Source organism: Streptomyces lienomycini (assembly GCF_027947595.1).
Taxonomy (GTDB): domain Bacteria; phylum Actinomycetota; class Actinomycetes; order Streptomycetales; family Streptomycetaceae; genus Streptomyces; species Streptomyces lienomycini.
The window spans coordinates 6,156,566-6,176,162 of the sequence record NZ_CP116257.1; the positions used below are offsets into that span (position 1 = coordinate 6,156,566).

Here is a 19,597-nt window from a genome sequence, read left to right on the forward strand (position 1 = left end):
ACCATGGAAGGGATCCGGGGACACCGTCAGGGTGCCTCGAGATGACATGAAGGAGCCGTTGCCATGACGCAGCTTTCGGCTGCCCAGACGCCGCAGCGCAAGCCCGCCGAGGGGAACAGGGCGCTGTACGGGGGCAAGACCAACCGCCGTATCACCGTCCGGGACATCACCACCGCCAAGGAGCGCGGCGAGAAGTGGCCCATGCTCACCGCGTACGACGCGATGACCGCGTCCGTCTTCGACGAGTCCGGCATCCCGGTGATGCTCGTCGGCGACTCCGCGGGCAACTGCCACCTCGGCTACGAGACCACCGTGCCGGTCACGCTGGACGAGATGACGATGCTCTCGGCCGCGGTCGTACGGGGCACCAGTCGCGCCCTGATCGTGGGCGACCTGCCCTTCGGTTCCTACCAGGAGGGCCCGGTGCAGGCGCTGCGCTCGGCGACCCGGCTGGTCAAGGAGGCCGGCGTCGGGGCGGTCAAGCTGGAGGGCGGCGAGCGCTCGCACCGGCAGATCGAACTGCTGGTGGAGTCCGGCATCCCGGTGATGGCGCACATCGGCCTCACCCCGCAGTCCGTCAACTCCATGGGCTACCGCGTCCAGGGCCGCGGCGAGGAGGCGGCCCAGCAGCTGCTGCGCGACGCCAAGGCCGTGCAGGACGCGGGCGCCTTCGCGGTCGTACTGGAGCTGGTGCCGGCCGAGCTGGCCGCCGAGGTGACGCGGACGCTGCACATCCCCACGGTCGGGATCGGCGCGGGCCCGGACACGGACGCCCAGGTGCTGGTGTGGACCGACATGCTCGGGCTGACCGGCGGCCGGATGCCGAAGTTCGTCAAGCAGTACGCCGACCTGCGCAAGGTCATGGGCGACGCCGCGAAGGCGTACGCCGAGGACGTCGTCGGCGGAACGTACCCCCAGGACGAGCACTCGGTGCACTAGCACCCGCATCCGCATCCGCATCCGCATCCGCATCCGACGCGTGTCCCCAGTAGGCCATCGCGGTACGTCACCGGCCCCGCCGATCTTCCCCCGTCGGCGGGGCCGGGTGGCTGTCGGCGGGATGTCGGTGGTTTGTCGGTGCCCCCTGCCATCGTCTGGGGCATGAAGCGAATCGACGACAACCCCCCGGCCGCGGGCAGCGCGGTCACCGTGCGGGGGCTGGTCAAGCACTACGGCGAGACCAAGGCGCTGGACGGCGTCGACCTGGATGTGCGCGAGGGCACCGTGATGGGTGTGCTCGGGCCGAACGGCGCGGGGAAGACCACCCTGGTGCGCATCCTGTCCACCCTCATCACCCCCGACTCCGGCCGGGCGCACGTCGCGGGCTACGACGTCGTGCGCCAGCCGCGGCAACTGCGCAGGGTCATAGGCCTCACCGGGCAGTACGCGTCCGTGGACGAGAAGCTCCCCGGCTGGGAGAACCTCTACCTGATCGGCCGGCTCCTCGACCTGCCCCGCAAGGAGGCCCGCACGCGCGCCGACGAGCTGCTGGAGCGGTTCTCGCTCACCGAGGCCGGCAAGCGGCCCGCGGCCACCTACTCGGGCGGCATGCGGCGGCGCCTGGACCTGGCGGCGTCCATGATCGGGCGCCCGGCGGTCCTCTACCTGGACGAGCCCACCACCGGCCTGGACCCGCGCACCCGCAACGAGGTGTGGGACGAGGTCAAGCGGATGGTCGGCGACGGCGTCACGGTGCTGCTCACCACCCAGTACATGGAGGAGGCCGAGCAGCTCGCCTCCGAGCTGACCGTCGTGGACCGCGGCAAGGTCATCGCGAAGGGCGGCATCGAGGCGCTGAAGGCCAAGGTCGGCGGCCGCACCCTGCGCGTCCGGCCGGCCGACCCGCTGCAACTGCGGCCGCTCGCCGCCTTCCTGGACGAGCTGGGCATCACCGGGCTCGCCAACTCCACGGTCGACGCGCGCGGCGGCACCGTCCTGGTGCCGATCCTCAGCGACGAGCAGCTGACGGCCGTGGTCGGCGCGGTCACCGCGCGCGGCATCACGATCGCCTCCATCACCACCGAACTGCCCAGCCTGGACGAGGTCTTCCTGTCCCTCACCGGCCACCGCGCCAGTGCACCGCAGGACCCGGCGCCCACCGAAGCCCGCGAGGAGGTCGCCGTATGAGCGCCGCCACCGTCACCCCCGAAGCCCGGCTCACCCCGGACGCCCGGATCTCCCCGCGCGCGCACCTGCGGCACACCAGCGCGCTGGTCCGCCGCAACCTGCTGTGGATCCGGCAGGACCCGGAGTCGATGTTCGACGCCATCCTCTTCCCGATCGTCTTCACCCTGCTGTTCGTGTACGTGTTCGGCGGCTCCATCGGGCAGTCGCTGGGCGGCGGCCAGCAGGCGTACGTGCAGTACGTCATCCCCGGGCTGATGGCCATGATGGGCATGAACATGGCCCAGGGGGTGGGGACCGGGTTCAACCAGGACTTCAACTCCGGTGTCATGGACCGTTTCCGGTCTCTGCCGATCGGGCGCGGCTCGGTGCTGTTCGCGAAGATCGCGGTGGAGCTGCTGCGGATGCTGTTCGCGACCGCGGTGCTGATGGTCGTCGCCGTGCTGGTCGGCTTCGACATCACCAACTGGGCCGGGCTGCTGGCCTCGGTGGGGCTGTCCGCGGTGTTCGGCTCGGCGCTGATGTGGGTGTTCATCACCCTCGGCGTGGTCATGAAGAACGCGCAGTCCGTGCAGGCGATGGGATTCCTGGTGCTGATGCCCCTGCAGTTCGGCTCGTCGATCTTCGCGCCGACCGACTCGATGCCCGGCTGGCTGCGGTCGTTCACCGACTACAACCCGCTGTCGTCCCTCGCGGACACCGCGCGCGGCCTGATGGTGGGCGGTCCCGTCACGCACGACCTGTGGGTGACGCTGGGCTGGTCGGCCGCGCTGACCGCGGTGATGGCGCCGATCGCCATCCACAAGTTCCGCACGAAGAGCTGAGTCGCGAAGGGCCGAAGCGTGAAGGGCCGAAGCGTGAAGGGCTGAGCCGCGAAGGCCGAGTCGCGGACGTGTCAGACGAGGGCGACGGCCTCCTCGGGGGAGAGGCCGCCGCCCTCGGCGTACGCGGCGGCGTACGCCTCGGTGCCGAGCACCTGACGGACCCGCTCGACGGCCCGGTCACGCGCGCTGCGCTCCTGCCCGCCCGACACGTGGCCCGGGGGCAGCATCGCGTCGGCGGCGCCGACGCACCGTGCGCCGTCCGCGGCCCGGCTCCCCGCGTCCACGCGGGCCAGCGCCATCGCGGCGATGGTCAGGTAGGCGGAGCGCATGTGCGGGGCGACGGCCGTGGACAGCGGGTCCTCGGCCCGCTGGAGCGAGCCGCGGACCTTGGTCAGGCACTCCTCGTGCCGGCCCTCCAGCGTGTCGATCCAGGCTTCCGAGGCGAGGATGAAGGCGTCGAAGACCACGAAGTTGGCGAGGGAGAAGTCCTCGCGCAGCAGCCGCAGTTGCTCGCTCGCCCCGGCGGTCCGCCCGGTCATGCCGAGCCAGCCGGCGAGGAACAGCCGGGCGGCGGGCATGGCGCCGTTGTGGCCCGTGCCCGCCGTGCGGTCGATCACGTCGCGCAGCAGGCGCTCGCCCTGTTCGTCGTCGCCCGCCTCCAGCAGCACGCTGCCGAGCCGGGCGTGCAGGACGTCCACCTGGGCGTGGGCGCCGAGCCGCTCGGCGTGTTCGGCCGCGGCCCGGTAGTCGGCGGCCGCCAGGTGGTACTCGCCCGTGCGTTCCCGGGCCTCGGCGCGACCGGAGAGGGCCTCGGCCATGCCCCAGGCGTCGCCGAGGCGGCGGTAGATCTCCAGGGACTCGTCGGCGTCGCGGGTCGCGTCGCCCGCCCAGTCGGAGCGGTTGGCGAGCATGTTGGCGCGCATCTGCAGGGAGCCCGCCAGCTCCCACTCGTAGCCCGGGGTCCGGCGGCAGGTGCGTACGGTGGCGTCCATGATCCGGCGCAGCCGCTTCAGGTCGCCCATGAACATCACGGCGAAGAACCAGAACAGGCCGGGGCTGGAGCAGGTCTGCGGCAGGCCGGGTTCGTAGGTCTCGGTGATGGCGCGCAGTTTGCTCCGGGCCCGCGGGTTCTGCCAGGCGTCCAGCTCCGTGTCCATGCAGGCCAGATGGGCGAGGTGGACCCCGCGCCGGGCCTCGGCGAGGACCTCGCCGGTCATCGGGGGCGGGGCGGCCGTGCACCGCTCCCACACCGGCAGGGCGGGGCGGACCGGTTCGGCGAAGGGGTCCGGGGCGAGCGCCATGACCTCGCTGAGCCAGCCGCGGGCCTCCACCCGCAGGTCGCGCATCTGCCAGTACCAGACCAGCGACAGCGCCAGGCTCAGCGCCTCCTGCTCGTCGCGTTCGGCGACGGCGTGGCGCAGGGCGGTGCGCAGGTTCTCGTACTCGCGCTCCAGCCGCTCGATGGCGGCGAGCTGTTCGGGGCCGCGGAGCAACGGGTCGGTGGTGCGGGCGAGTTCGCGGTAGTACGTCAGGTGCGCGCGTTCGGCGCCGGCGCGGCCGCCGGACTCGGCGAGGCGTTCTGCGGCGTACTCGGCGACGGTCTCCAGGAGCCGGTAGCGCATGCCGTCGCCGAGGAACGGGTCGGCCACGGGTGCGGCCACGACGAGGGACTTGTCGACGAGGGAGCCGAGGGCGTCCAGGGCGGCGGGCCCGCACACCGCCTCGGCGGCGGCGAGGTCGCAGCCGCCCGCGAAGACGGACAGCCGTCCCAGCACGTCGCGTTCGTCGGTGTCGAGCAGGTCCCAGGACCAGTCGACGACCGCGCGCAGCGTCTGCTGGCGGGGCAGGACGGTGCGGCTGCCGGAGGTGAGCAGCCGGAAGCGGTCGTCGAGGCGGTCGGCGATCTGCCGCGGGGTGAGCATCCGCAGCCGGGCCGCGGCCAGTTCGATGGCCAGCGGCAGGCCGTCGAGGCGGCGGCAGATCTCGGCGCAGGCGGCGGCGGTCGCCTCGTCGGCGTCGACGCGGAAGCCGGGGCGGGCGGCGGCGCCCCGGTCGGCGAGCAGCCGCAGCGCGGCGGGCTCGGGCAGCGGCTCCACGGGGCGCAGCGACTCCCCCGGTACGCCGAGGGGTTCGCGGCTGGTGGCGAGGACGGTCAGGTGGGGGCAGCGGGCGAGGAGTTCCTCGGTGAGGCGGGCGGCGGCGTCGACGACGTGCTCGCAGTTGTCGAGGACGATCAGCATGCGGCGCCGGCCGCAGTGCTCGACGAGCCGCTCGACGGCGGTGGCCTGCCGGTCGGTGACGGTGACGGCCCGCATCTCCTCGGCGCCGGCACCGTACAGCACGGTCTCGCGGGCGCCGACGGCGGTCAGGACGGCCTCGGGTACGCCGGCGGGGTCGTCGACGGGGGCCAGCTCGGCCAGCCACACGCCGTCCGGTGCGGTGTCCCCGGCGCCCTCGGCGGCCTCCTGCGACAGCCGGGTCTTGCCGGCGCCGCCGGGCCCGAGCAGCGTGACGAGCCGCGCGGACGCCAGGTCGGCGCGCAGCGCCTCCAGGTCGCCGTCCCGGCCGACGAAGGAGGTGAGCCGGGCGCGGAGGTTGCCCCGGCGGCGCGAGGCGGGCGCGGCCTCGGCGGGCGGGGGTCCGCGGGCGCCGCCGGTGTGGTGGGCGTCCCGGGGTCCTCGGGGGTCCGGGGCCCCCGGGACGTTCCGGGTGTCCCGGCGCCCGGCGGGGTTCCGGGCGCCGACGGGCCGGTGCCGGGCCCGGGCCCCGGGTGTGCGCCGGGCGGCGCCGGGAGTTCCACCGGCGCGAGCAGCTCCCCGTGCAGGGCCCGCAGCTCCGGGCCCGGGTCGGTGCCGAGCCGGTCGGCGAGCAGCCGGCGTACGGCCTCGTAGGCGGCCAGCGCCTCGGCGGTGCGGCCGGTGTCGCGCAGGGCGCGCAGCCGCAGGGCCTGGAGGGGCTCGTCGAGGGGGTGGGCGTCGCACAGGGCGGTCAGCTCGGGCAGGGAGTGCTCGGCCTGTCCGAGTCCCAGGGCGGCGGTGTGGCGGGCCCGCAGGGCGTCCAGGTGCCGGGTGTCCCAGCGGGCCGCCTCGGCGGTGCGGTCGGGCAGGTCGGCGAGGGCGGGACCGTGCCACAGGGCGAGGGCGTCGTCGAGTACGACGGCCGCCTTGGCGGGGTCGCCGTCGCCCAGGGCGCGGGTGCCCTCGCCGGCCAGCCGGTCGAAGCGGTGCAGGTCGACGTCGTCCGGGGCGGCGGTGAGCCGGTACCCGCCGTCGGCCGAGGCGACCGAGTCGGCGCCCAGCGCGCGGCGCAGCCGCCCGACCAGCGCCTGCAGGGCGCCCGCCGCGTCGGCGGGCGGGTCGCCGTCCCACACCTCCTCCACCAGCAGCCCCGCGGGCACGGCGCGGCCGGCGCGGAGGGCGAGCACGGTCAGCAGCGCGCGCAGCCGCGCCCCGCCGAGCGGGACGGCCGTGCCGTCGGGACGGAGTACCTGGGTGGTGCCGAGGATGCGGTAGCGCACGGGCCCATTGTCCCCGCTGCCGTCGGAGCCGGTCACGGGGTTTTGACCGCTCGGCGCGGCATCCCGCCCGGGAAGGCCCGCCGTGCCCCCCGGTCGCCGCGGTGGCCCGGCGGCCCGGCCTTGCGGAACCGACCGCCACCCGCGAGACGTTCTCCCCGTGCGCCCGGTACGGTCGGGCAGTCCCGCAGGTGCCCCGCGTGTCCGACAGCCAGGGAGTTCCATGTCCACCGCCACCGCCCGCCCCAGTGACCGACGTGTCAGTCCCGTCTTCCTCGGGATCGTCGCCGTCGCCGCGGTCACGGGCTGGGCCACCTGGACCGGATTCGCCGAGCAGCCGGGGCTCGCGGTGTTCCTGTTCGTGACGGCCGCGTGGGTCGTGTCGCTGTGCCTGCACGAGTACGCGCACGCCCGCACCGCGCTGCACAGCGGCGACATCTCGGTCGGCGCGAAGGGCTACCTCACGCTGAACCCGGTGAAGTACACGCACGCGCTGCTCAGCATCGTGCTGCCCGTCCTCTTCGTGATCATGGGCGGGATCGGGTTGCCCGGCGGTGCCGTCTTCATCGAGCGCGGGCGGATCCGGGGACGGTGGCGGCACAGTCTGATCTCGGCGGCGGGTCCGCTGACCAACGTGCTGTTCGCCGTCGTGTGCACGGCGCCGTTCTGGCTGGACGCGCTGGACGGCGTGCCGCGCGACTTCCGGTTCGCGCTGGCGTTTCTGGCGCTGCTCCAGGTCACGGCGGCGATCCTGAACTTCCTGCCGGTGCCGGGCCTGGACGGCTACGGGGTGATCGAGCCCTGGCTGTCGTACAACGTGCGGCGGCAGGTGGAGCCGCTGGCGCCGTTCGGGCTGCTGATCGTGTTCGCGCTGTTGTGGATCCCGGCGCTCAACGGCGTGTTCTTCGACGCGGTCGACGCGCTCCTGGGGAGCCTGGGGATCGGCGAGGTCGAGACGTACTGCGGTTTCGAGCTGTTCCGCTTCTGGCAGACCGACCCGCTGTGCACGCCGGGCGGGTGACGCCGCTCAGCCGGTGACGGACGGGGACGAGGCGGCGCGGCGGGCGTCCCGGCCGCGCTTGACGTAGTACCAGCACATGTTGGACGACAGGCCCGACAGCAGCACCCACACGATGCCGATCAGCACGCTGCCCTGCACGAAGGAGACGACGGCGGCGGCCACGGCGAGGACGCAGACGACCAGGGCGTAGAGGGCGAGGCGGGGCATGATGCGGGCTCCTGTCGGGGGACACGTGCGGGTGCCCGGGTACGGCGGGTACCGCGGGGCACCCACCAGTGTCCCCCATCGCCTCACACGTCGGTGACGCGGAGCCCGGCGTGTGCCTTGTAGCGGCGGTTGACGGAGATCAGGTTGGCGACCAGCGACTCGACCTGGTGGGCGTTGCGCAGCCGTCCGGCGAAGACGCCGCGCATGCCGGGGATCCGGCCGGCGAGGGCCTGGACGATCTCCACGTCGGCGCGGTCCTCGCCGAGCACCATCACGTCGGTGTCGATCTCGTCGATCTCCGGGTCCTGGAGGAGCACGGCGGACAGGTGGTGGAAGGCGGCGGCGACCCGGCTGTCCGGCAGCAGCGCGGCGGCCTGTTCGGCGGCGCTGCCCTCCTCGGGCTTGAGGGCGTAGGCGCCCTTCTTGTCGAAGCCGAGCGGGTTGACGCAGTCGACGACGAGCTTGCCGGCCAGTTCGTCGCGCAGTCCTTCGAGGGTCTTGCCGTGGCCGTCCCACGGCACGGCGACGATCACGACGTCGCTGCGGCGGGCGGTCTCCGCGTTGTCGGCGCCCTCGACGCCGTGCCCGATCTCCTCGGCGGCGGCTTCGGCGCGCTCGGCGGCGCGGGAGCCGACGACCACCTTCTGGCCGGCCTTGGCGAGGCGGTACGCGAGGCCCTTGCCCTGGGGACCCGTGCCGCCGAGTACGCCGACGACCAGCCCGGATACGTCGGGCAGGTCCCAGGGGTCCTTGGCGGGGGCCTTCTGTGCAGCACTGTCGGTAGAGGTCATGGGGCGACCCTACGTCCGCCCCGGCCCGCACAGGAGTACGCGTCCCGCCCAGTGCGCGGTGATCCCCGGACCGGGTGATTCGGGGGCGAACGCCGGACCGGGCGGCGCGGGTTGCGGCAGGATGCGCCGGTATGGACGCCGTACGGGTCGCGCTGCTGCGGGAAGTGCTCGCCGGGACCGAGTGGCTGGGTGCCACCCGGAGGTTCGCGGGGGCGCTGCGGGGGTCGGTGGTCCCGCACGGGGGCGGGCTGCTGCTGGTGGGCACCGCCGAGCACGAGCCCTGGCACCTGGCGGCGCACCTGGTGGACGAGGCCGCCTGGTCGGGGACGCCGGAGCTGGCGCCCACGCTGGTACGGCACGACGCGCGCCGGTCGGACCCGGCGCACCTGGCGGTCGGCCTCGGGCGGCTGGCGGCGGCCCGGCGCGGGGAGACGCTGCTCGTGGTGACGCCGGACGACCCCGGCGCCCGGCTCCTGGAGCGGGTGCACGACGCGCGGCGTGCTGGGGCGACGGTGCTGGCGCTGGGCACCGGCCGCGAGCCGGGTGAGCGGGAGCTGACGGCGATGGCGCACGAGGCGCTGACCGTGCCGGACGGCGCCGAGCTGGACCTGGACACGGTGCAGCACCTGGTCAGCGCGGCGGCCGGGGAGAACGCGGTGCCGCAGCCCCGCGGCCGCAGCCGCTTCCGGGACCGCCTGTCCCGACTGGCCGACCACCTGACGGCCCCGCCACCGTCCGGCTGGTGACGGCCACCGGCAACTCCCTGACCCCCGCCCCGCCACCGCCCCTCCCCGCCCGGTCGACCACCGGAGACCCTCACCACCCTCCAGCCGACGACGCACGCCCGAGAACCCCGACGGCCCGCCCCGCCACCGCCCCTTCCCCGCCCGGTCGACCACCCGACCACCCGACCACCGTCCATCCGGCGACGGACGCCGAGAACCCCGACGGCCCCGGCCCGCCACCGCCTGCCCCGCCCGTTCGACGACCCGAGACCCCCACCACCCTCCAGAGACCCCCACCACCCTCCAGTCCGCGACGGGCGGTTGTGAAAAGCGGTTGCCCGTGCTTGGGCGGCCGCCGGACGATGACCCCTCGTGACCGAGACCTCCTCCCCCGACGCGCCTCCCGACGAACCCGCCGGCCCGTCCGCCAGCGTCCTCACCGGCTGGCGTGCCCTGCTGCCCGACCTCGCCCCCTGGCGGGCCTCCCCGGACTTCCGTCGGCTCTGGGTCGCCGGGCTGATCACGAACTTCGGGAGTTTCCTGACGTTCGTCGCGCTGCCGGTGCAGATCAAGGAGCTGACGGGGTCGGCGGCGGCGGTGGGCGCGATCGGCGCCGTGGAACTGGTGCCGCTGGTGGTGTTCGGGCTGTACGGCGGTGCGCTGGCCGACGCCTGGGACAAGCGGAAGCTGATCGTGCGGACGGAGGCCGGTCAGGGCGTCCTGTGCGCGGTGCTGCTGGTCAACGCGCTGATGCCGGACCCCGCCGTGTGGCCGCTGTACGTGGTGGCCGCGTTCACGTCGGCGCTCGGGGCGGTGCAGCGCCCGGCCCTGGACTCGCTGATCCCGCGGATCGTGGCCCACGAGCACCTGCCGGCCGCCGCCTCGCTGAACTCGCTGCGCTGGCAGGTCGGCGGGGTCGCCGGACCCGCGCTGGCGGGCGTGGTGGTGGCGTACGCGGGGCTGGGCTGGGCGTACGCGGTGGATCTGGTCACCTTCGCCGTCTCGGTGGCGCTGGGCGTCGGGCTGACCGCCTCCCCGGCGTCGAAGGAGGCGCGCAGGCCGTCCTGGGCGGCGATCGCCGAGGGCGCCCGGTACGCGTGGGGCCGCAAGGAGTTGCTGGGCACCTACGCGGTGGACCTCGCGGCGATGTTCCTGGCGATGCCGCTCGCGGTGCTGCCGTTCCTGGCGGACGAGTTGGACGCCGACTGGTCGCTGGGGCTGATGTACGCCGCGATCCCGGCGGGTTCACTGCTGGTGAGCGTGAGCAGCGGGTGGACGTCGCGGGTGCACCGGCACGGGCGGCTGGTGGTGCTGGCGGCGCTCGGCTGGGGTGTCGCGATCGCCGCCGCGGGCGTCGCCGGAAACGTGTGGCTGGTACTGCTGTGCTTCGTCCTGGCCGGTGCCTGCGACATGGTCAGCGGGATCTTCCGCGGGGCGATGTGGAACCAGACGATCCCCGACGAACTGCGCGGCCGGCTCGCCGGGATCGAGCTGCTGTCGTACTCGGTGGGCCCGCAGCTCGGCCAGGTCCGGGCGGGCGGCACGGCCGCGCTGGCCGGGGTGCGGGCGTCGGTGTGGTCGGGCGGGCTGCTGTGCGCGGGCGCGGTGGGGCTGCTGGCGCTGTGCCTGCCGACGATGATGAGGTACGACGTGCGGACGAACGAGCACGCGGTGCGGCTGCGCGAGAGACGCGCAGCCGACGCGGGCGACTGATCAGCGGTCGTCGGAGTCGTCGGGGCGTCCCGCCGACGAGGCGTCGTGCCACCGGGGGTCGTTCTCCCACTCGAGGTTGCGTTCGCGGGCGGTGCGCATCGCGTTCTCGGCCTCGGTGCGGGAGGTGTACGGCCCGAAGCGGTCCTTGCCCGGGCAGTCCGGGCCCTCCTCGACCTTCTGGTGCTCCAGGCAGTAGTACCACTCGCCCGGTTTGCCGACCGTGCGCTTCTTGAACAGGGCCATGGGCAGCTCCTCTCGCCACCGACATGTTCCCCCATGGCCGCTGGTTAGACTCGCCGGTATGTCTGGCCAGTCGCTGCTCGTTCCAGGGGAGCTGTCTCCCACCCGTTCCGTGCCCGGAAACATCCGCAGGCCCGAGTACGTCGGCAAGCCCGCGCCGACGCCGTACACCGGGCCGGAGGTGCAGACACCCGAGACCGTCGAGGCGATGCGCTTGGCCGGGCGGATCGCGGCGCGGGCGATGGAGGAGGCCGCGAAGCACATCGCGCCCGGTGTGACGACGGACGAGCTGGACCGGGTGGCGCACGCCTACATGTGCGACCACGGCGCCTACCCCTCGACGCTCGGCTACCGCGGCTACCCCAAGTCCCTGTGCAGCTCGGTCAACGAGGTGATCTGCCACGGCATCCCCGACTCCACGGTGCTGCGCGACGGCGACATCGTGAACCTCGACGTGACCGCGTACATCGGCGGGGTGCACGGCGACAACAACGCGACCTACCTCGTGGGCGACGTGGACGAGGAGAGCCGGCTGCTGGTCGAGCGGACCCGGGAGTCGCTGGCCCGCGCGATCAAGGCGGTCAGGCCGGGCCGGCAGATCAACATCATCGGCCGCGTCATCGAGTCGTACGCCAAGCGGTTCGGGTACGGGGTGGTGCGGGACTTCACCGGTCACGGCATCAACACGTCGTTCCACTCGGGGCTCATCGTCCCGCACTACGACAGCCCGCACGCGACGACCGTCATCCAGCCCGGGATGACCTTCACGATCGAGCCGATGCTGACGCTGGGGACCCACGAGTACGACATGTGGGACGACGGCTGGACGGTCGTGACGAAGGACCGCAGGCGCACGGCGCAGTTCGAGCACACGCTGGTGGTGACGGACTCGGGCGCCGAGATCCTGACACTGCCCTGAGCCCGGGGGCCCGCCGGCCCGTCCCGTCGACCCGCACGAGCCCGCTCTCCTCGGAGGGCGGGCTTTCGCGTGCGCCACGGGGTAGGGTTTTTACCGACAGCCTGTCGGAATCTTTGCCGACGTCCCGTCGGGAAGGTCTTGACTTAGGTAAGCCTAACCAAAGAAGATCGGCCCATGGACTCCTTCTCGACCCTCATCCGCACGGCCTCCCACGAGCAGCACGTGGAGGCGGAGACCTCCACGTTCATGAGCGACCTGCTCGGTGGCCGACTCGGCGTCGACGCGTACGCGCGCTACACCGAGCAGCTGTGGTTCGTCTACGAGGCCCTGGAGGCCGGCGCCGGACGGCTGGCGTCGGACCCGGTGGCCGGACCCTTCGTCCGGCCGGAGCTGCTGCGGCTGGCCTCGCTGGAGCGGGACCTGGCGCATCTGCGGGGCGCCGGGTGGCGCACGGGGCTGACCGCCCTGCCCGCGACCGAGGCGTACGCGGCCCGGGTGCGCGAGTGCGCCGAGCAGTGGCCGGCGGGGTACGTCGCGCACCACTACACCCGCTACCTCGGCGACCTGTCGGGCGGCCAGATCATCCGCGACAAGGCGGAGCGGACCTGGGGCTTCGTCAGGAAGGGCGACGGCGTCCGCTTCTACGTGTTCGAGGAGATCGCCAACCCGGCCGCGTTCAAGCGGGAGTACCGCGAACTGCTGGACGGCATCCGCGCCGACGACCTGGAGAAGCAGCGGATCGTCGCCGAGTGCAAGCGCGCCTTCGACCTCAACACGGCGGTCTTCCGGGGGCTGGGCGAGGAGTTCCCGCTGTCCGCCTGAGCCGGGCCGCGGGCCCGGTCGGCACGTCGGCGGCGGGCGGGCGGCGTCACCGCTCCAGGCGCACCCTGCCGCCGATCTCGACCCAGCCCTCGGGCTGCGGCGCGGTGAGGATCTGGGAGCCGACCCCCTGGGTGATGTTGAGGGCGCGGCCCAGCCCCGCGGTCAGCAGCAGCGCCGCCGCACCGGTCGCCTCGTCCTCGTCGATCCCGTCGTCGCGCCCCGGGAAGGCACGCGCCCGCACCCGCCCGGCCGCCTCGTCCTCCCACGCCCAGGCATAGACCCACTCCCCTTTCTCAGGCACCGTCAGGTCGTCGACCTCGGCGACGGTGGCGTACTGGCGCAGGGTGCGCGGCGGGGCCCACTCGGGGCGGGCCTCGATCCAGCTGAACTCCCCGTCGAGCCGGGCGCCCACCACCCCGGCCGGGGTGACGAGTTCGGGCACGTCGAGCAGCCAGGCGGTGCCGACGCAGGGGTGTCCGGCGAAGGGCAGGCGCAGGGTGGGCGTGTAGATGTCGACGACGCCGCGCTCCGGGTCGTCGACGAACACGGTCTCGCTGAAGCCGAGCTTCCCGGCCAGTTCCTGCCGCCGCTCGGGCTCCGGCAGCACGGATCCGTCCCGGACGACGCCCAGTTCGTTGCCGTAGCCGCCGTTCGGCGCGCAGAAGACGCGCAGTACGTCGTAGTCGGTCACCGGGGCATTCAAGCATCGTCCGCGGGCGGGGGCTGCTCTCCGAGGTCCACGACCAGCCGGTGGGGGTGTTCCCGCATCCGCGCACGGGGGCGCTGCTGGTCGTCCCGCACCGCACGCCGTGACCCGGAGGTCACGGTGTGGCCGCTGTACCCGGTCCCGGCGCTCGCGGCCGCCCGCGCCCCGGTAGGGTTCGCCTCCGGGAAGGGGAAGGTGAAGGAACCTGATGAGCAGGGATCACGGCCCTCGAAGGCCCCGCAGGCTTGAGAAGTGCGCGCTCATATCCGCCTCGGCGACCGCTTTGTCGTTGACGGCGAGCGGGTGCGTGGTGGTGCACGGTGAGCGCGAGGTGCTGCCCGCCGTCACCCGGGCCGAGGCCGCGAAGGCGCTGGAGCAGTTCACCACCGCGTACAACAAGGCCGACAAGGCGTACGACGCCTCCCTGGACGCCGACCGCACGACGGGTGCCCTCGCCGCCATCGACTCGGCGCGGCTGAAGGCGGGCCGGGCCAACCATCCGGACGGGAACCCGTCGCACACGCCGCTGGAGCTGACCGACGCGACGTTCACGATCCCGAAGAAGGCGGGCTGGCCGCGCTGGTTCGTCGCGGACGCCAAGGCCAACAAGGGCGGGAACGCACGCTGGTTGCTGGTCTTCACCCGCGACGGCCTGGACGAGGTCTGGGAGGCGGCGTACCTGACGCTGGTCGCGCCCGGCAAGATGCCCGAGTTCAAGACCGACCGGGACGGCTGGGCCGAGGCCGTTCCCGCGAACTCCACGGACGTGAGCGTGGCACCGGCCGACCTCAGCAAGGGCTACGCGACGTACCTCGCGGACGGCGGGAAGACCTTCGCGGACGGTGTCCACACCAGTTCGTGGCGGGAGCTGCGCGGGAAGCGGTCGTCCCGCCCCGGCCTGGTCACGCAGTACATCGACGAACCGCTGACGAACGGCGACTACGCGCCGCTGGCGCTGCGTACGAAGGACGGCGGGGCGCTCGTGTTCTTCTCGACGCGGCACTTCGAGAAGCAGACCGCCGCGCAGGGCGCGTCCGTGCCGACGCCGAACAAGGACGTGCTGGCGCTGACGGAAGGCGAGATCAAGCAGTCGCTGACGATGGAGTTCGTCTCCAACGAGGTCGCGCTCGACCCGGCGGACGGCCCGGGCGACGGACAGGTGTCACTGCTGGGCCGGGTCCAGGGCATGACGTCGGCGAAGGGCGAGTAGCCCCCCCCCGCACGCCCCCGGGACCACTCGGCGCCCCGGGACCACTCGGCGCCCCGGGGCCTTCGGCGGCGCGGGGTTCTCAGCGGCGCAGCGGCCAGGCGGCGCCCGCGTGGTCGCTCTCCTCGCCGACGTGCCGGGCGCAGGCGTCGGTGAGGGTCTCCAGCAGGGTCAGCGGGTCCGGCAGCGGATGCTCGGGCCCGCGCACCCAGTGCACGGTGCGATGCTCGCCGGGCAGCCGGGCGGGCGGTACGAGGACGTAGGAACCGCGGCAGTGCCAGCGCAGTCCGGGGTGCTCGTCCATGGTCTCGGGGTGGCAGTCCAGCTCGCAGGGCCACCACTCGTCCTCGTCGTCGGGGGTGCCGCGGGTGAGGGTGAACAGCAGCATGCGTCCGTCGTCGCTCTCGGCGACCGGGCCGACCTCGACCCCGGCGTCGAGCAGCCGCTCCAGCGCCTCGCGACCGGCCTCCAGGGGCACGTCCAGGACGTCGTGGACCATGCCGGTGGCGGTGATGAAGTTGGCCTCGGGCTGGTGCCGGGCCCAGCGCTCGATCTGCGCGCGGTCGGTCGTGGACTGCGTCTGCCAGGCGAACGACACCGGGTGCCGGGCGGGGGTGGGGCAGCCCACGCGATCGCAGGAGCAACGGTATCCGGCGGGGTGCGCGGCGGGTGCCAGGGGCAGTCCCGCACCGGCGGCGGCGAGCAGCAGGTCCTCCCGGCCGCCGTCTCCGGGGGCCTCCTTGGGGCGGCGTCCGCGCAGCCACGAGGAGAGTTTGCCCTGCAGACCGCTCCGACCGCCGAACTCCGCGCTCATCTATCCCCTTGCCTCGCCGTCGTGCGCTCCAGCATGCCCTATCGTCGCACCATTCCGCGCTTCGGGGTCGCGAACGGACAAACTTCCCTGGTCAGGCTTCTCCGGGCTTGCGGAGATCACCGCTGGGCGGGGTCACCGGGGGGCGAGCCCGTGGAGGGCGTAGTCGACAAGCGTGTCGGTGTAGTCGTGCGAGAACGGCCCCGTGTACTGGAGCCAGCGCTGGGCGAGCGGGGAGACGAAGAGTTCCAGCGCGATCCGCGGGTCGATGTCCGACCGCACCTCGCCCGTCTCCTGGGCCGCGCGCAGCCGGTCGGCGTGGAGCTGGAGCGACGGCTCCAGGAGCCGGGCGACGAAGGTCCGGCCCAGCTGTTCGTTGACGACGCCCTCCGCGGCCAGGGCGCGGTAGGGGGCCTCGAACTTCGGATCGCGCAGTTCGTCGACGGTGGAGCGCAGTACGACCTTGAGGTCGGCGGCCACGTCGCCGGTGTTCGGAATGGTGTACGCCTCCTCGCCGGCCGCCTCCACGAGCCGCTCGCCCAGGTCGAGGAAGGCCTCCAGCAGGACGTCCGCCTTCGAGGACCACCAGCGGTAGATCGTCTGCTTGCCGACGCCGGCGCGGGCGGCGATGCCCTCGATGGTGGTCTTCGGGTAGCCGACCTCCCCCACCAGGGCGAGGGCGGCGTCGTAGATGGCCTGGCGGGACCGCTGGCTGCGCCGGGCGGCGTCGGGGTGCGGCCGCTCGGCGGCGGGGGTCGTGGTGTCCGTGGACTTGTGGGTGGCCATGGTTCGAAGTTACCAGGTTGACAAGACGGTACGTCTCGCCGACAGTGGAGCCATCGAACGAGACGGGCCGTCTCGTTTCGCTACTGGTATCCGATCTGGAGGAGCCCCCATGACCCGAGGTGGAAGCGGCAACATGCTGGGCGTCGGCGGCACCCGCCGCAAGCTCGGCCGCGACGCCCTGCGCGGCGGCGACCGGGCCGGCCGCGTGGGCGGCGGCCCGTCCCCGCAGGCCCGGAAGCGGGAACTGCTGCGCGCCCTGCGCGAGCGACAACAAGACAGGCAGGACAGGCAGGACACCGCCGACGGAACGTCATGAGCGCAGGGCGTCCGGGGCCGGCTCGTGGCCGAGCCGGCCCCGGGTCGAGATCAGCAGCACCGTGGCCGCGACGGCGGAGCTGAGAAGGAACACGTGTGTGGTGTAGCCGGAGGACAGCCGCGGGAACATGTCGGACCAGGCGATCGAGAAGTAGTTGTTGACACCCACGTGCAGCAGCATCGCCAGCGGCAGGCTCTGGCCGGTGCGGTTGAACACCCAGGTCATCACCACACTGAAGGCGATCGTCGTGGCGATGAACTCCACCGGCTGCCACCAGGGCACGTCCGGGTAGCCGCCCCAGTCGGACAGGAACAGCGGCAGGTGCCACACGCCCCACAGCGGGCCGACGACCAGGGTGGCGCGCAGGGCGCCGTGGCGTCGCTGGAGGATCGGCATGGCGAAGTCGCGCCAGCCGGGCTCCTCGGCGAGGCCGGTGGTGACCATCTGCACGATGAGTCCGGGCACGAACGCGGCAAGCACCGCCGCACCGGGCAGCACCGGTGTGCCGCCGCCGAGCACGATCGACGTCACCGTGAGTACGGCGGGCACCGCGACGATCACCGCGGCGTACCACCGCCAGTCGACGCGCCACTTGGTCATCCGCCCCGTCCAGGCCCGCAGTCCCGCCCGCCCTTCGGTGGCCGCGGTGACCAGGAACGCCGACAGGACGGGACCGAGGTAGGCGCCCGGCAGCACGCCCAGGAGCTGGCCACCGGCCTCGCCGCCGGGGAAGGTGAGACCGAGGACGCCCAGGCCGTTCCCGCCCAGGATGTACGGCGTCCAGGCCACCCAGCTCAGCCCGAACGCCAGCGAGAAGAACCAGGTCGTCGGAGCACGCCGGATACTGCCCCGCAGACCGCCCGCCCGGTCGTCCCCTCCGGTGTGCGCCCTGCTCTGTGCGTACGTGGTCACCGCGACGTCCCTTCGGGATGGCTGAACCGGTCTGCTGAACCGACGTGTTCAGCACACCAGCCGCGGTCCCGGGAAACATTGCCGCGCACGCCCCGAGCGAGGTACAGCAGGCTGTACCCGGCCGGTCAGTGCGGCTGGGCGTTCTCCAGGTAGTGCAGGACGGCCGCCACCCGCCGGTCGACCTGGTCGGCCGGGGACAGGTCGAGCTTGGCGAAGATGCTGCGGATGTGCTTGTGGACCGCGCCGTCGGTGACCACGAGCCGCCCGGCGATGGCGCTGTTGCCCAGCCCCTCGGCCATCAGACCGAGCACCTCCCGCTCGCGCGGACTGAGCCGCTCCAGCCGGGTGTCCTGCCGGGTCCGGGTGAACAGTTGGGCGACCACCTCGGGGTCGATGGCGGTGCCGCCGCCCGCGACCCGGCCGAGCGCGTCCATGAACTCCTCGACCCGGCCGACGCGTTCCTTGAGCAGGTAGCCGAGGCCGCCCACCCCGCCGGTCAGCAGGTCGGTGGCGAAGGACTGCTCCACGTACGCGGACAGCACCAGGACGGCGAGCCCGGGTCGGCGCCGCCGCGCCTCGACGGCAGCGCGGACTCCCTCGTCGGTGTGCGTGGGCGGCATCCGCACGTCCAGGATGGCCACGTCGGGCTCGTGCTCGTCGATGGCCGCCAGCACCGACTCGGCGGTGTCCGCGGTGGCCACCACGTCCAGGCCCTCGGCGCGCAGCAGCAGGGCGAGTCCTTCGCGCAGCAGCGGGTCGTCCTCGGCGATCACGATCCGCAGGGCGGGGTGCGCTTCACGTTCCACGGGGAGGTCCACTTCCAGATCGTCGGGGCCGCCAACAACCCTACTGGCAAGCATCGTTGACGTCCGCAACCGTCACTCGTCCCCGACCGGCCAGGGGTCACCCCAGGCGGCGTCGCGTGCGGCCTTGTACAGGTCGCCGTGGCGCTTGGTGACGGTACGGCGGCTCAGTCGCTCATCGGGTTCGCAGAGGTCGAGCAGGACCTGGCCCTTGCGGATCTGCGGACGCCGGACCACGCGGGAGGGGGCCGGGGAGACGGGGAGCCGGGTGGCGGCGACGTAGCTGAACTTCTCGTCCTCGTAGGCGAGGGACCCGCTCTTGACCTGCCGGTGCAGGCTGGACCGGCTGACGCGGGCCGCGAAGTGGCACCAGTCCGTGCCGGGCGCGATGGGGCAGGCGGCACTGTGCGGGCAGGGCGCCGCGACCCGGAACCCGGCGGCGATCAGCCGGTCGCGGGCCTCGATGACGCGGCCGTAGCCGGCGGGGGTGCCGGCCTCGACGATCACGACGGCCCGCGCGGCTCCGGCGGCGGCGTCGACGAGGGCGGCACGGTCGGAGTCGGTCAGTTCGTTGAGCACGTAGGAGACCGTGACGAGGTCGGCGCTCTCGACGGTGAGCGCCGCTCCGATCCGGGAGCGCTGCCAGCGGACGTCGCGCAGGGCGGGGTGCGAGGCGGCGATCTCCCGGCCGAGGGCGAGCGCGGGTTCGGCCCAGTCGAGCACGGTCACCGGCCGTTCACCGTCCCAGACGTCGCTGACGGCCCAGGTCGCGGCGCCGGTCCCCCCGCCCACGTCCACGTGGCTGCCGGGCACCCAGTCCGGCACGGCCTCGGCGAACGCGGCCAGCGCGGACCGCACCGCGGCGAAGGTGGCCGGCATGCGGTACGCGGCGTAGGCGACGACGTCGGCACGGTCCCGGAGGATGGGGGCGTGGGTCGGGGTGTCCCCGCGGTAGTTGGCGATCAGCCGCTCCACGGCCTGCGCGGCCTGCCGCGGCGGCAGCCCGTCCACGAGGTCGGCGAGGGCGGCGCGCAGGGTGTCGGCGGGGGCGGGGTGGTTCACCCGGCGATTGTACGAGGCACTCCGCGCGGCGGGCCGCCGTGGCCACCCGGCGCGGATGTGCACGCGGGGGGACGGGGAGCGCGGCCCGGCGTCA

At 73.5% G+C, this 19,597-nt stretch carries 21 protein-coding genes and 1 pseudogene; 11 read left to right on the top strand and 11 right to left on the bottom strand.

Features of this window, described 5'->3' with window-relative positions:
• The first annotated feature begins 63 nt into the window (after window positions 1-63).
• The 3 genes from panB to BJ961_RS28095 all read left to right on the top strand — a co-directional run bounded on the left by panB (window position 64) and on the right by BJ961_RS28095 (window position 2,948).
• Window positions 64-939 (top strand): 3-methyl-2-oxobutanoate hydroxymethyltransferase, encoded by an 876-nt coding sequence (gene panB, locus BJ961_RS28085; protein ID WP_271415583.1) that lies wholly within the window; start codon window positions 64-66, stop codon window positions 937-939.
• Between the two features lie 162 nt (window positions 940-1,101).
• Window positions 1,102-2,127, top strand: a complete 1,026-nt coding sequence (locus BJ961_RS28090; RefSeq protein WP_271415584.1) for an ATP-binding cassette domain-containing protein — start codon at window positions 1,102-1,104, stop codon at window positions 2,125-2,127.
• Window positions 2,124-2,948, top strand: a complete 825-nt coding sequence (locus BJ961_RS28095; protein ID WP_271415585.1) for an ABC transporter permease — start codon at window positions 2,124-2,126, stop codon at window positions 2,946-2,948. The genes BJ961_RS28090 and BJ961_RS28095 overlap by 4 nt, the downstream gene beginning before the upstream one ends.
• A gap of 71 nt (window positions 2,949-3,019) precedes the next feature.
• Here BJ961_RS28095 and BJ961_RS28100 read toward each other — a convergent pair whose 3' ends face one another.
• Window positions 3,020-5,188: an ATP-binding protein gene (locus BJ961_RS28100; RefSeq protein ID WP_271417189.1), complete on the bottom strand. Its 2,169-nt coding sequence runs from the start codon at window positions 5,186-5,188 to the stop codon at window positions 3,020-3,022.
• Between the two features lie 125 nt (window positions 5,189-5,313).
• Window positions 5,314-6,465 (bottom strand): AfsR/SARP family transcriptional regulator, encoded by a 1,152-nt coding sequence (locus BJ961_RS36220; RefSeq protein WP_408648693.1) that lies wholly within the window; start codon window positions 6,463-6,465, stop codon window positions 5,314-5,316.
• 220 nt (window positions 6,466-6,685) lie between these two features.
• Here BJ961_RS36220 and BJ961_RS28110 point away from each other — a divergent pair, with 220 nt between their 5' ends.
• Window positions 6,686-7,483 carry a site-2 protease family protein gene (locus BJ961_RS28110; RefSeq protein WP_271415586.1) on the top strand — a complete coding sequence of 266 codons (798 nt, stop codon included), beginning with the start codon at window positions 6,686-6,688 and terminating at the stop codon, window positions 7,481-7,483.
• Between the two features lie 6 nt (window positions 7,484-7,489).
• On the opposite strand, the gene BJ961_RS28115 is transcribed toward BJ961_RS28110, so the two are convergent.
• Window positions 7,490-7,690, bottom strand: coding sequence for a hypothetical protein (locus BJ961_RS28115; RefSeq protein ID WP_271415587.1), 201 nt, complete (start codon window positions 7,688-7,690; stop codon window positions 7,490-7,492).
• A gap of 83 nt (window positions 7,691-7,773) precedes the next feature.
• Window positions 7,774-8,481 carry an NADPH-dependent F420 reductase gene (gene npdG, locus BJ961_RS28120; protein ID WP_271415588.1) on the bottom strand — a complete coding sequence of 236 codons (708 nt, stop codon included), beginning with the start codon at window positions 8,479-8,481 and terminating at the stop codon, window positions 7,774-7,776.
• Window positions 8,482-8,612: 131 nt separating this feature from the next.
• On the opposite strand from npdG, the gene BJ961_RS28125 reads away from it, so the two are divergent.
• Entirely contained in the window at window positions 8,613-9,227 is a 615-nt protein-coding gene (locus BJ961_RS28125; protein WP_271415589.1) for a vWA domain-containing protein, read from the top strand.
• A gap of 351 nt (window positions 9,228-9,578) precedes the next feature.
• Complete coding sequence (locus tag BJ961_RS28130) at window positions 9,579-10,919, top strand: MFS transporter (RefSeq protein WP_381159654.1); 1,341 nt, start codon at window positions 9,579-9,581, stop codon at window positions 10,917-10,919.
• On the opposite strand, the gene BJ961_RS28135 is transcribed toward BJ961_RS28130, so the two are convergent.
• Window positions 10,920-11,162 (bottom strand): hypothetical protein, encoded by a 243-nt coding sequence (locus BJ961_RS28135; RefSeq protein WP_271415590.1) that lies wholly within the window; start codon window positions 11,160-11,162, stop codon window positions 10,920-10,922. It lies immediately after the preceding gene.
• A 58-nt stretch (window positions 11,163-11,220) separates the two neighbouring features.
• Here BJ961_RS28135 and map point away from each other — a divergent pair, with 58 nt between their 5' ends.
• Complete coding sequence (map, locus tag BJ961_RS28140) at window positions 11,221-12,078, top strand: type I methionyl aminopeptidase (protein ID WP_271415591.1); 858 nt, start codon at window positions 11,221-11,223, stop codon at window positions 12,076-12,078.
• Window positions 12,079-12,252: 174 nt separating this feature from the next.
• Entirely contained in the window at window positions 12,253-12,900 is a 648-nt protein-coding gene (locus BJ961_RS28145; RefSeq protein WP_271415592.1) for a biliverdin-producing heme oxygenase, read from the top strand.
• A gap of 46 nt (window positions 12,901-12,946) precedes the next feature.
• Here the strand turns inward: BJ961_RS28145 and BJ961_RS28150 are convergent, their stop codons facing one another.
• A complete protein-coding gene (locus BJ961_RS28150) occupies window positions 12,947-13,591 on the bottom strand; it encodes a PhzF family phenazine biosynthesis protein (protein WP_271415593.1) in 645 nt (214 codons plus the stop codon).
• 126 nt (window positions 13,592-13,717) lie between these two features.
• On the opposite strand from BJ961_RS28150, the pseudogene BJ961_RS28155 reads away from it, so the two are divergent.
• Window positions 13,718-13,855 (top strand): annotated as a pseudogene (locus BJ961_RS28155) (iron transporter); the annotation flags it as partial.
• The gene (locus BJ961_RS28160; RefSeq protein WP_271415594.1) at window positions 13,815-14,816 is read left to right on the top strand and encodes a hypothetical protein; all 1,002 of its coding nucleotides are present in this window, start codon (window positions 13,815-13,817) and stop codon (window positions 14,814-14,816) included. The pseudogene BJ961_RS28155 and the gene BJ961_RS28160, both read left to right, overlap by 41 nt.
• A 79-nt stretch (window positions 14,817-14,895) precedes the next feature.
• Here the strand turns inward: BJ961_RS28160 and BJ961_RS28165 are convergent, their stop codons facing one another.
• Window positions 14,896-15,627 (bottom strand): bifunctional DNA primase/polymerase, encoded by a 732-nt coding sequence (locus BJ961_RS28165; RefSeq protein WP_271415595.1) that lies wholly within the window; start codon window positions 15,625-15,627, stop codon window positions 14,896-14,898.
• A 132-nt stretch (window positions 15,628-15,759) separates the two neighbouring features.
• Window positions 15,760-16,410, bottom strand: a complete 651-nt coding sequence (locus BJ961_RS28170; RefSeq protein ID WP_271415596.1) for a TetR/AcrR family transcriptional regulator — start codon at window positions 16,408-16,410, stop codon at window positions 15,760-15,762.
• 109 nt (window positions 16,411-16,519) lie between these two features.
• Here BJ961_RS28170 and BJ961_RS28175 point away from each other — a divergent pair, with 109 nt between their 5' ends.
• Window positions 16,520-16,726 (top strand): DUF6243 family protein, encoded by a 207-nt coding sequence (locus tag BJ961_RS28175; protein ID WP_271415597.1) that lies wholly within the window; start codon window positions 16,520-16,522, stop codon window positions 16,724-16,726.
• Here the strand turns inward: BJ961_RS28175 and BJ961_RS28180 are convergent.
• The 3 genes from BJ961_RS28180 to BJ961_RS28190 all read right to left on the bottom strand — a co-directional run bounded on the left by BJ961_RS28180 (window position 16,721) and on the right by BJ961_RS28190 (window position 19,503).
• Window positions 16,721-17,638, bottom strand: a complete 918-nt coding sequence (locus BJ961_RS28180) for a CPBP family intramembrane glutamic endopeptidase (protein ID WP_271415598.1) — start codon at window positions 17,636-17,638, stop codon at window positions 16,721-16,723. The genes BJ961_RS28175 and BJ961_RS28180 overlap by 6 nt on opposite strands.
• Window positions 17,639-17,763: 125 nt before the next feature.
• Window positions 17,764-18,420: a response regulator transcription factor gene (locus BJ961_RS28185; RefSeq protein ID WP_271417191.1), complete on the bottom strand. Its 657-nt coding sequence runs from the start codon at window positions 18,418-18,420 to the stop codon at window positions 17,764-17,766.
• Between the two features lie 96 nt (window positions 18,421-18,516).
• Window positions 18,517-19,503: a small ribosomal subunit Rsm22 family protein gene (locus tag BJ961_RS28190; RefSeq protein ID WP_271415599.1), complete on the bottom strand. Its 987-nt coding sequence runs from the start codon at window positions 19,501-19,503 to the stop codon at window positions 18,517-18,519.
• Window positions 19,504-19,597: the final 94 nt, after the last annotated feature.

What these genes read in the sequence shown, in the direction of transcription:
- panB (WP_271415583.1), top strand. Translation starts at nt 64, where the DNA reads ATGACGCAGCTTTCGGCTGCCCAGACGCCGCAGCGCAAGCCCGCCGAG.
- BJ961_RS28090 (WP_271415584.1), top strand. Translation starts at nt 1,102, where the DNA reads ATGAAGCGAATCGACGACAACCCCCCGGCCGCGGGCAGCGCGGTCACC.
- BJ961_RS28095 (WP_271415585.1), top strand. Translation starts at nt 2,124, where the DNA reads ATGAGCGCCGCCACCGTCACCCCCGAAGCCCGGCTCACCCCGGACGCC.
- BJ961_RS28100 (WP_271417189.1), bottom strand. Translation starts at nt 5,188, where the DNA reads ATGCTGATCGTCCTCGACAACTGCGAGCACGTCGTCGACGCCGCCGCC.
- BJ961_RS28110 (WP_271415586.1), top strand. Translation starts at nt 6,686, where the DNA reads ATGTCCACCGCCACCGCCCGCCCCAGTGACCGACGTGTCAGTCCCGTC.
- BJ961_RS28115 (WP_271415587.1), bottom strand. Translation starts at nt 7,690, where the DNA reads ATGCCCCGCCTCGCCCTCTACGCCCTGGTCGTCTGCGTCCTCGCCGTG.
- npdG (WP_271415588.1), bottom strand. Translation starts at nt 8,481, where the DNA reads ATGACCTCTACCGACAGTGCTGCACAGAAGGCCCCCGCCAAGGACCCC.
- BJ961_RS28125 (WP_271415589.1), top strand. Translation starts at nt 8,613, where the DNA reads ATGGACGCCGTACGGGTCGCGCTGCTGCGGGAAGTGCTCGCCGGGACC.
- BJ961_RS28135 (WP_271415590.1), bottom strand. Translation starts at nt 11,162, where the DNA reads ATGGCCCTGTTCAAGAAGCGCACGGTCGGCAAACCGGGCGAGTGGTAC.
- map (WP_271415591.1), top strand. Translation starts at nt 11,221, where the DNA reads ATGTCTGGCCAGTCGCTGCTCGTTCCAGGGGAGCTGTCTCCCACCCGT.
- BJ961_RS28145 (WP_271415592.1), top strand. Translation starts at nt 12,253, where the DNA reads ATGGACTCCTTCTCGACCCTCATCCGCACGGCCTCCCACGAGCAGCAC.
- BJ961_RS28160 (WP_271415594.1), top strand. Translation starts at nt 13,815, where the DNA reads ATGAGCAGGGATCACGGCCCTCGAAGGCCCCGCAGGCTTGAGAAGTGC.
- BJ961_RS28165 (WP_271415595.1), bottom strand. Translation starts at nt 15,627, where the DNA reads ATGAGCGCGGAGTTCGGCGGTCGGAGCGGTCTGCAGGGCAAACTCTCC.
- BJ961_RS28170 (WP_271415596.1), bottom strand. Translation starts at nt 16,410, where the DNA reads ATGGCCACCCACAAGTCCACGGACACCACGACCCCCGCCGCCGAGCGG.
- BJ961_RS28175 (WP_271415597.1), top strand. Translation starts at nt 16,520, where the DNA reads ATGACCCGAGGTGGAAGCGGCAACATGCTGGGCGTCGGCGGCACCCGC.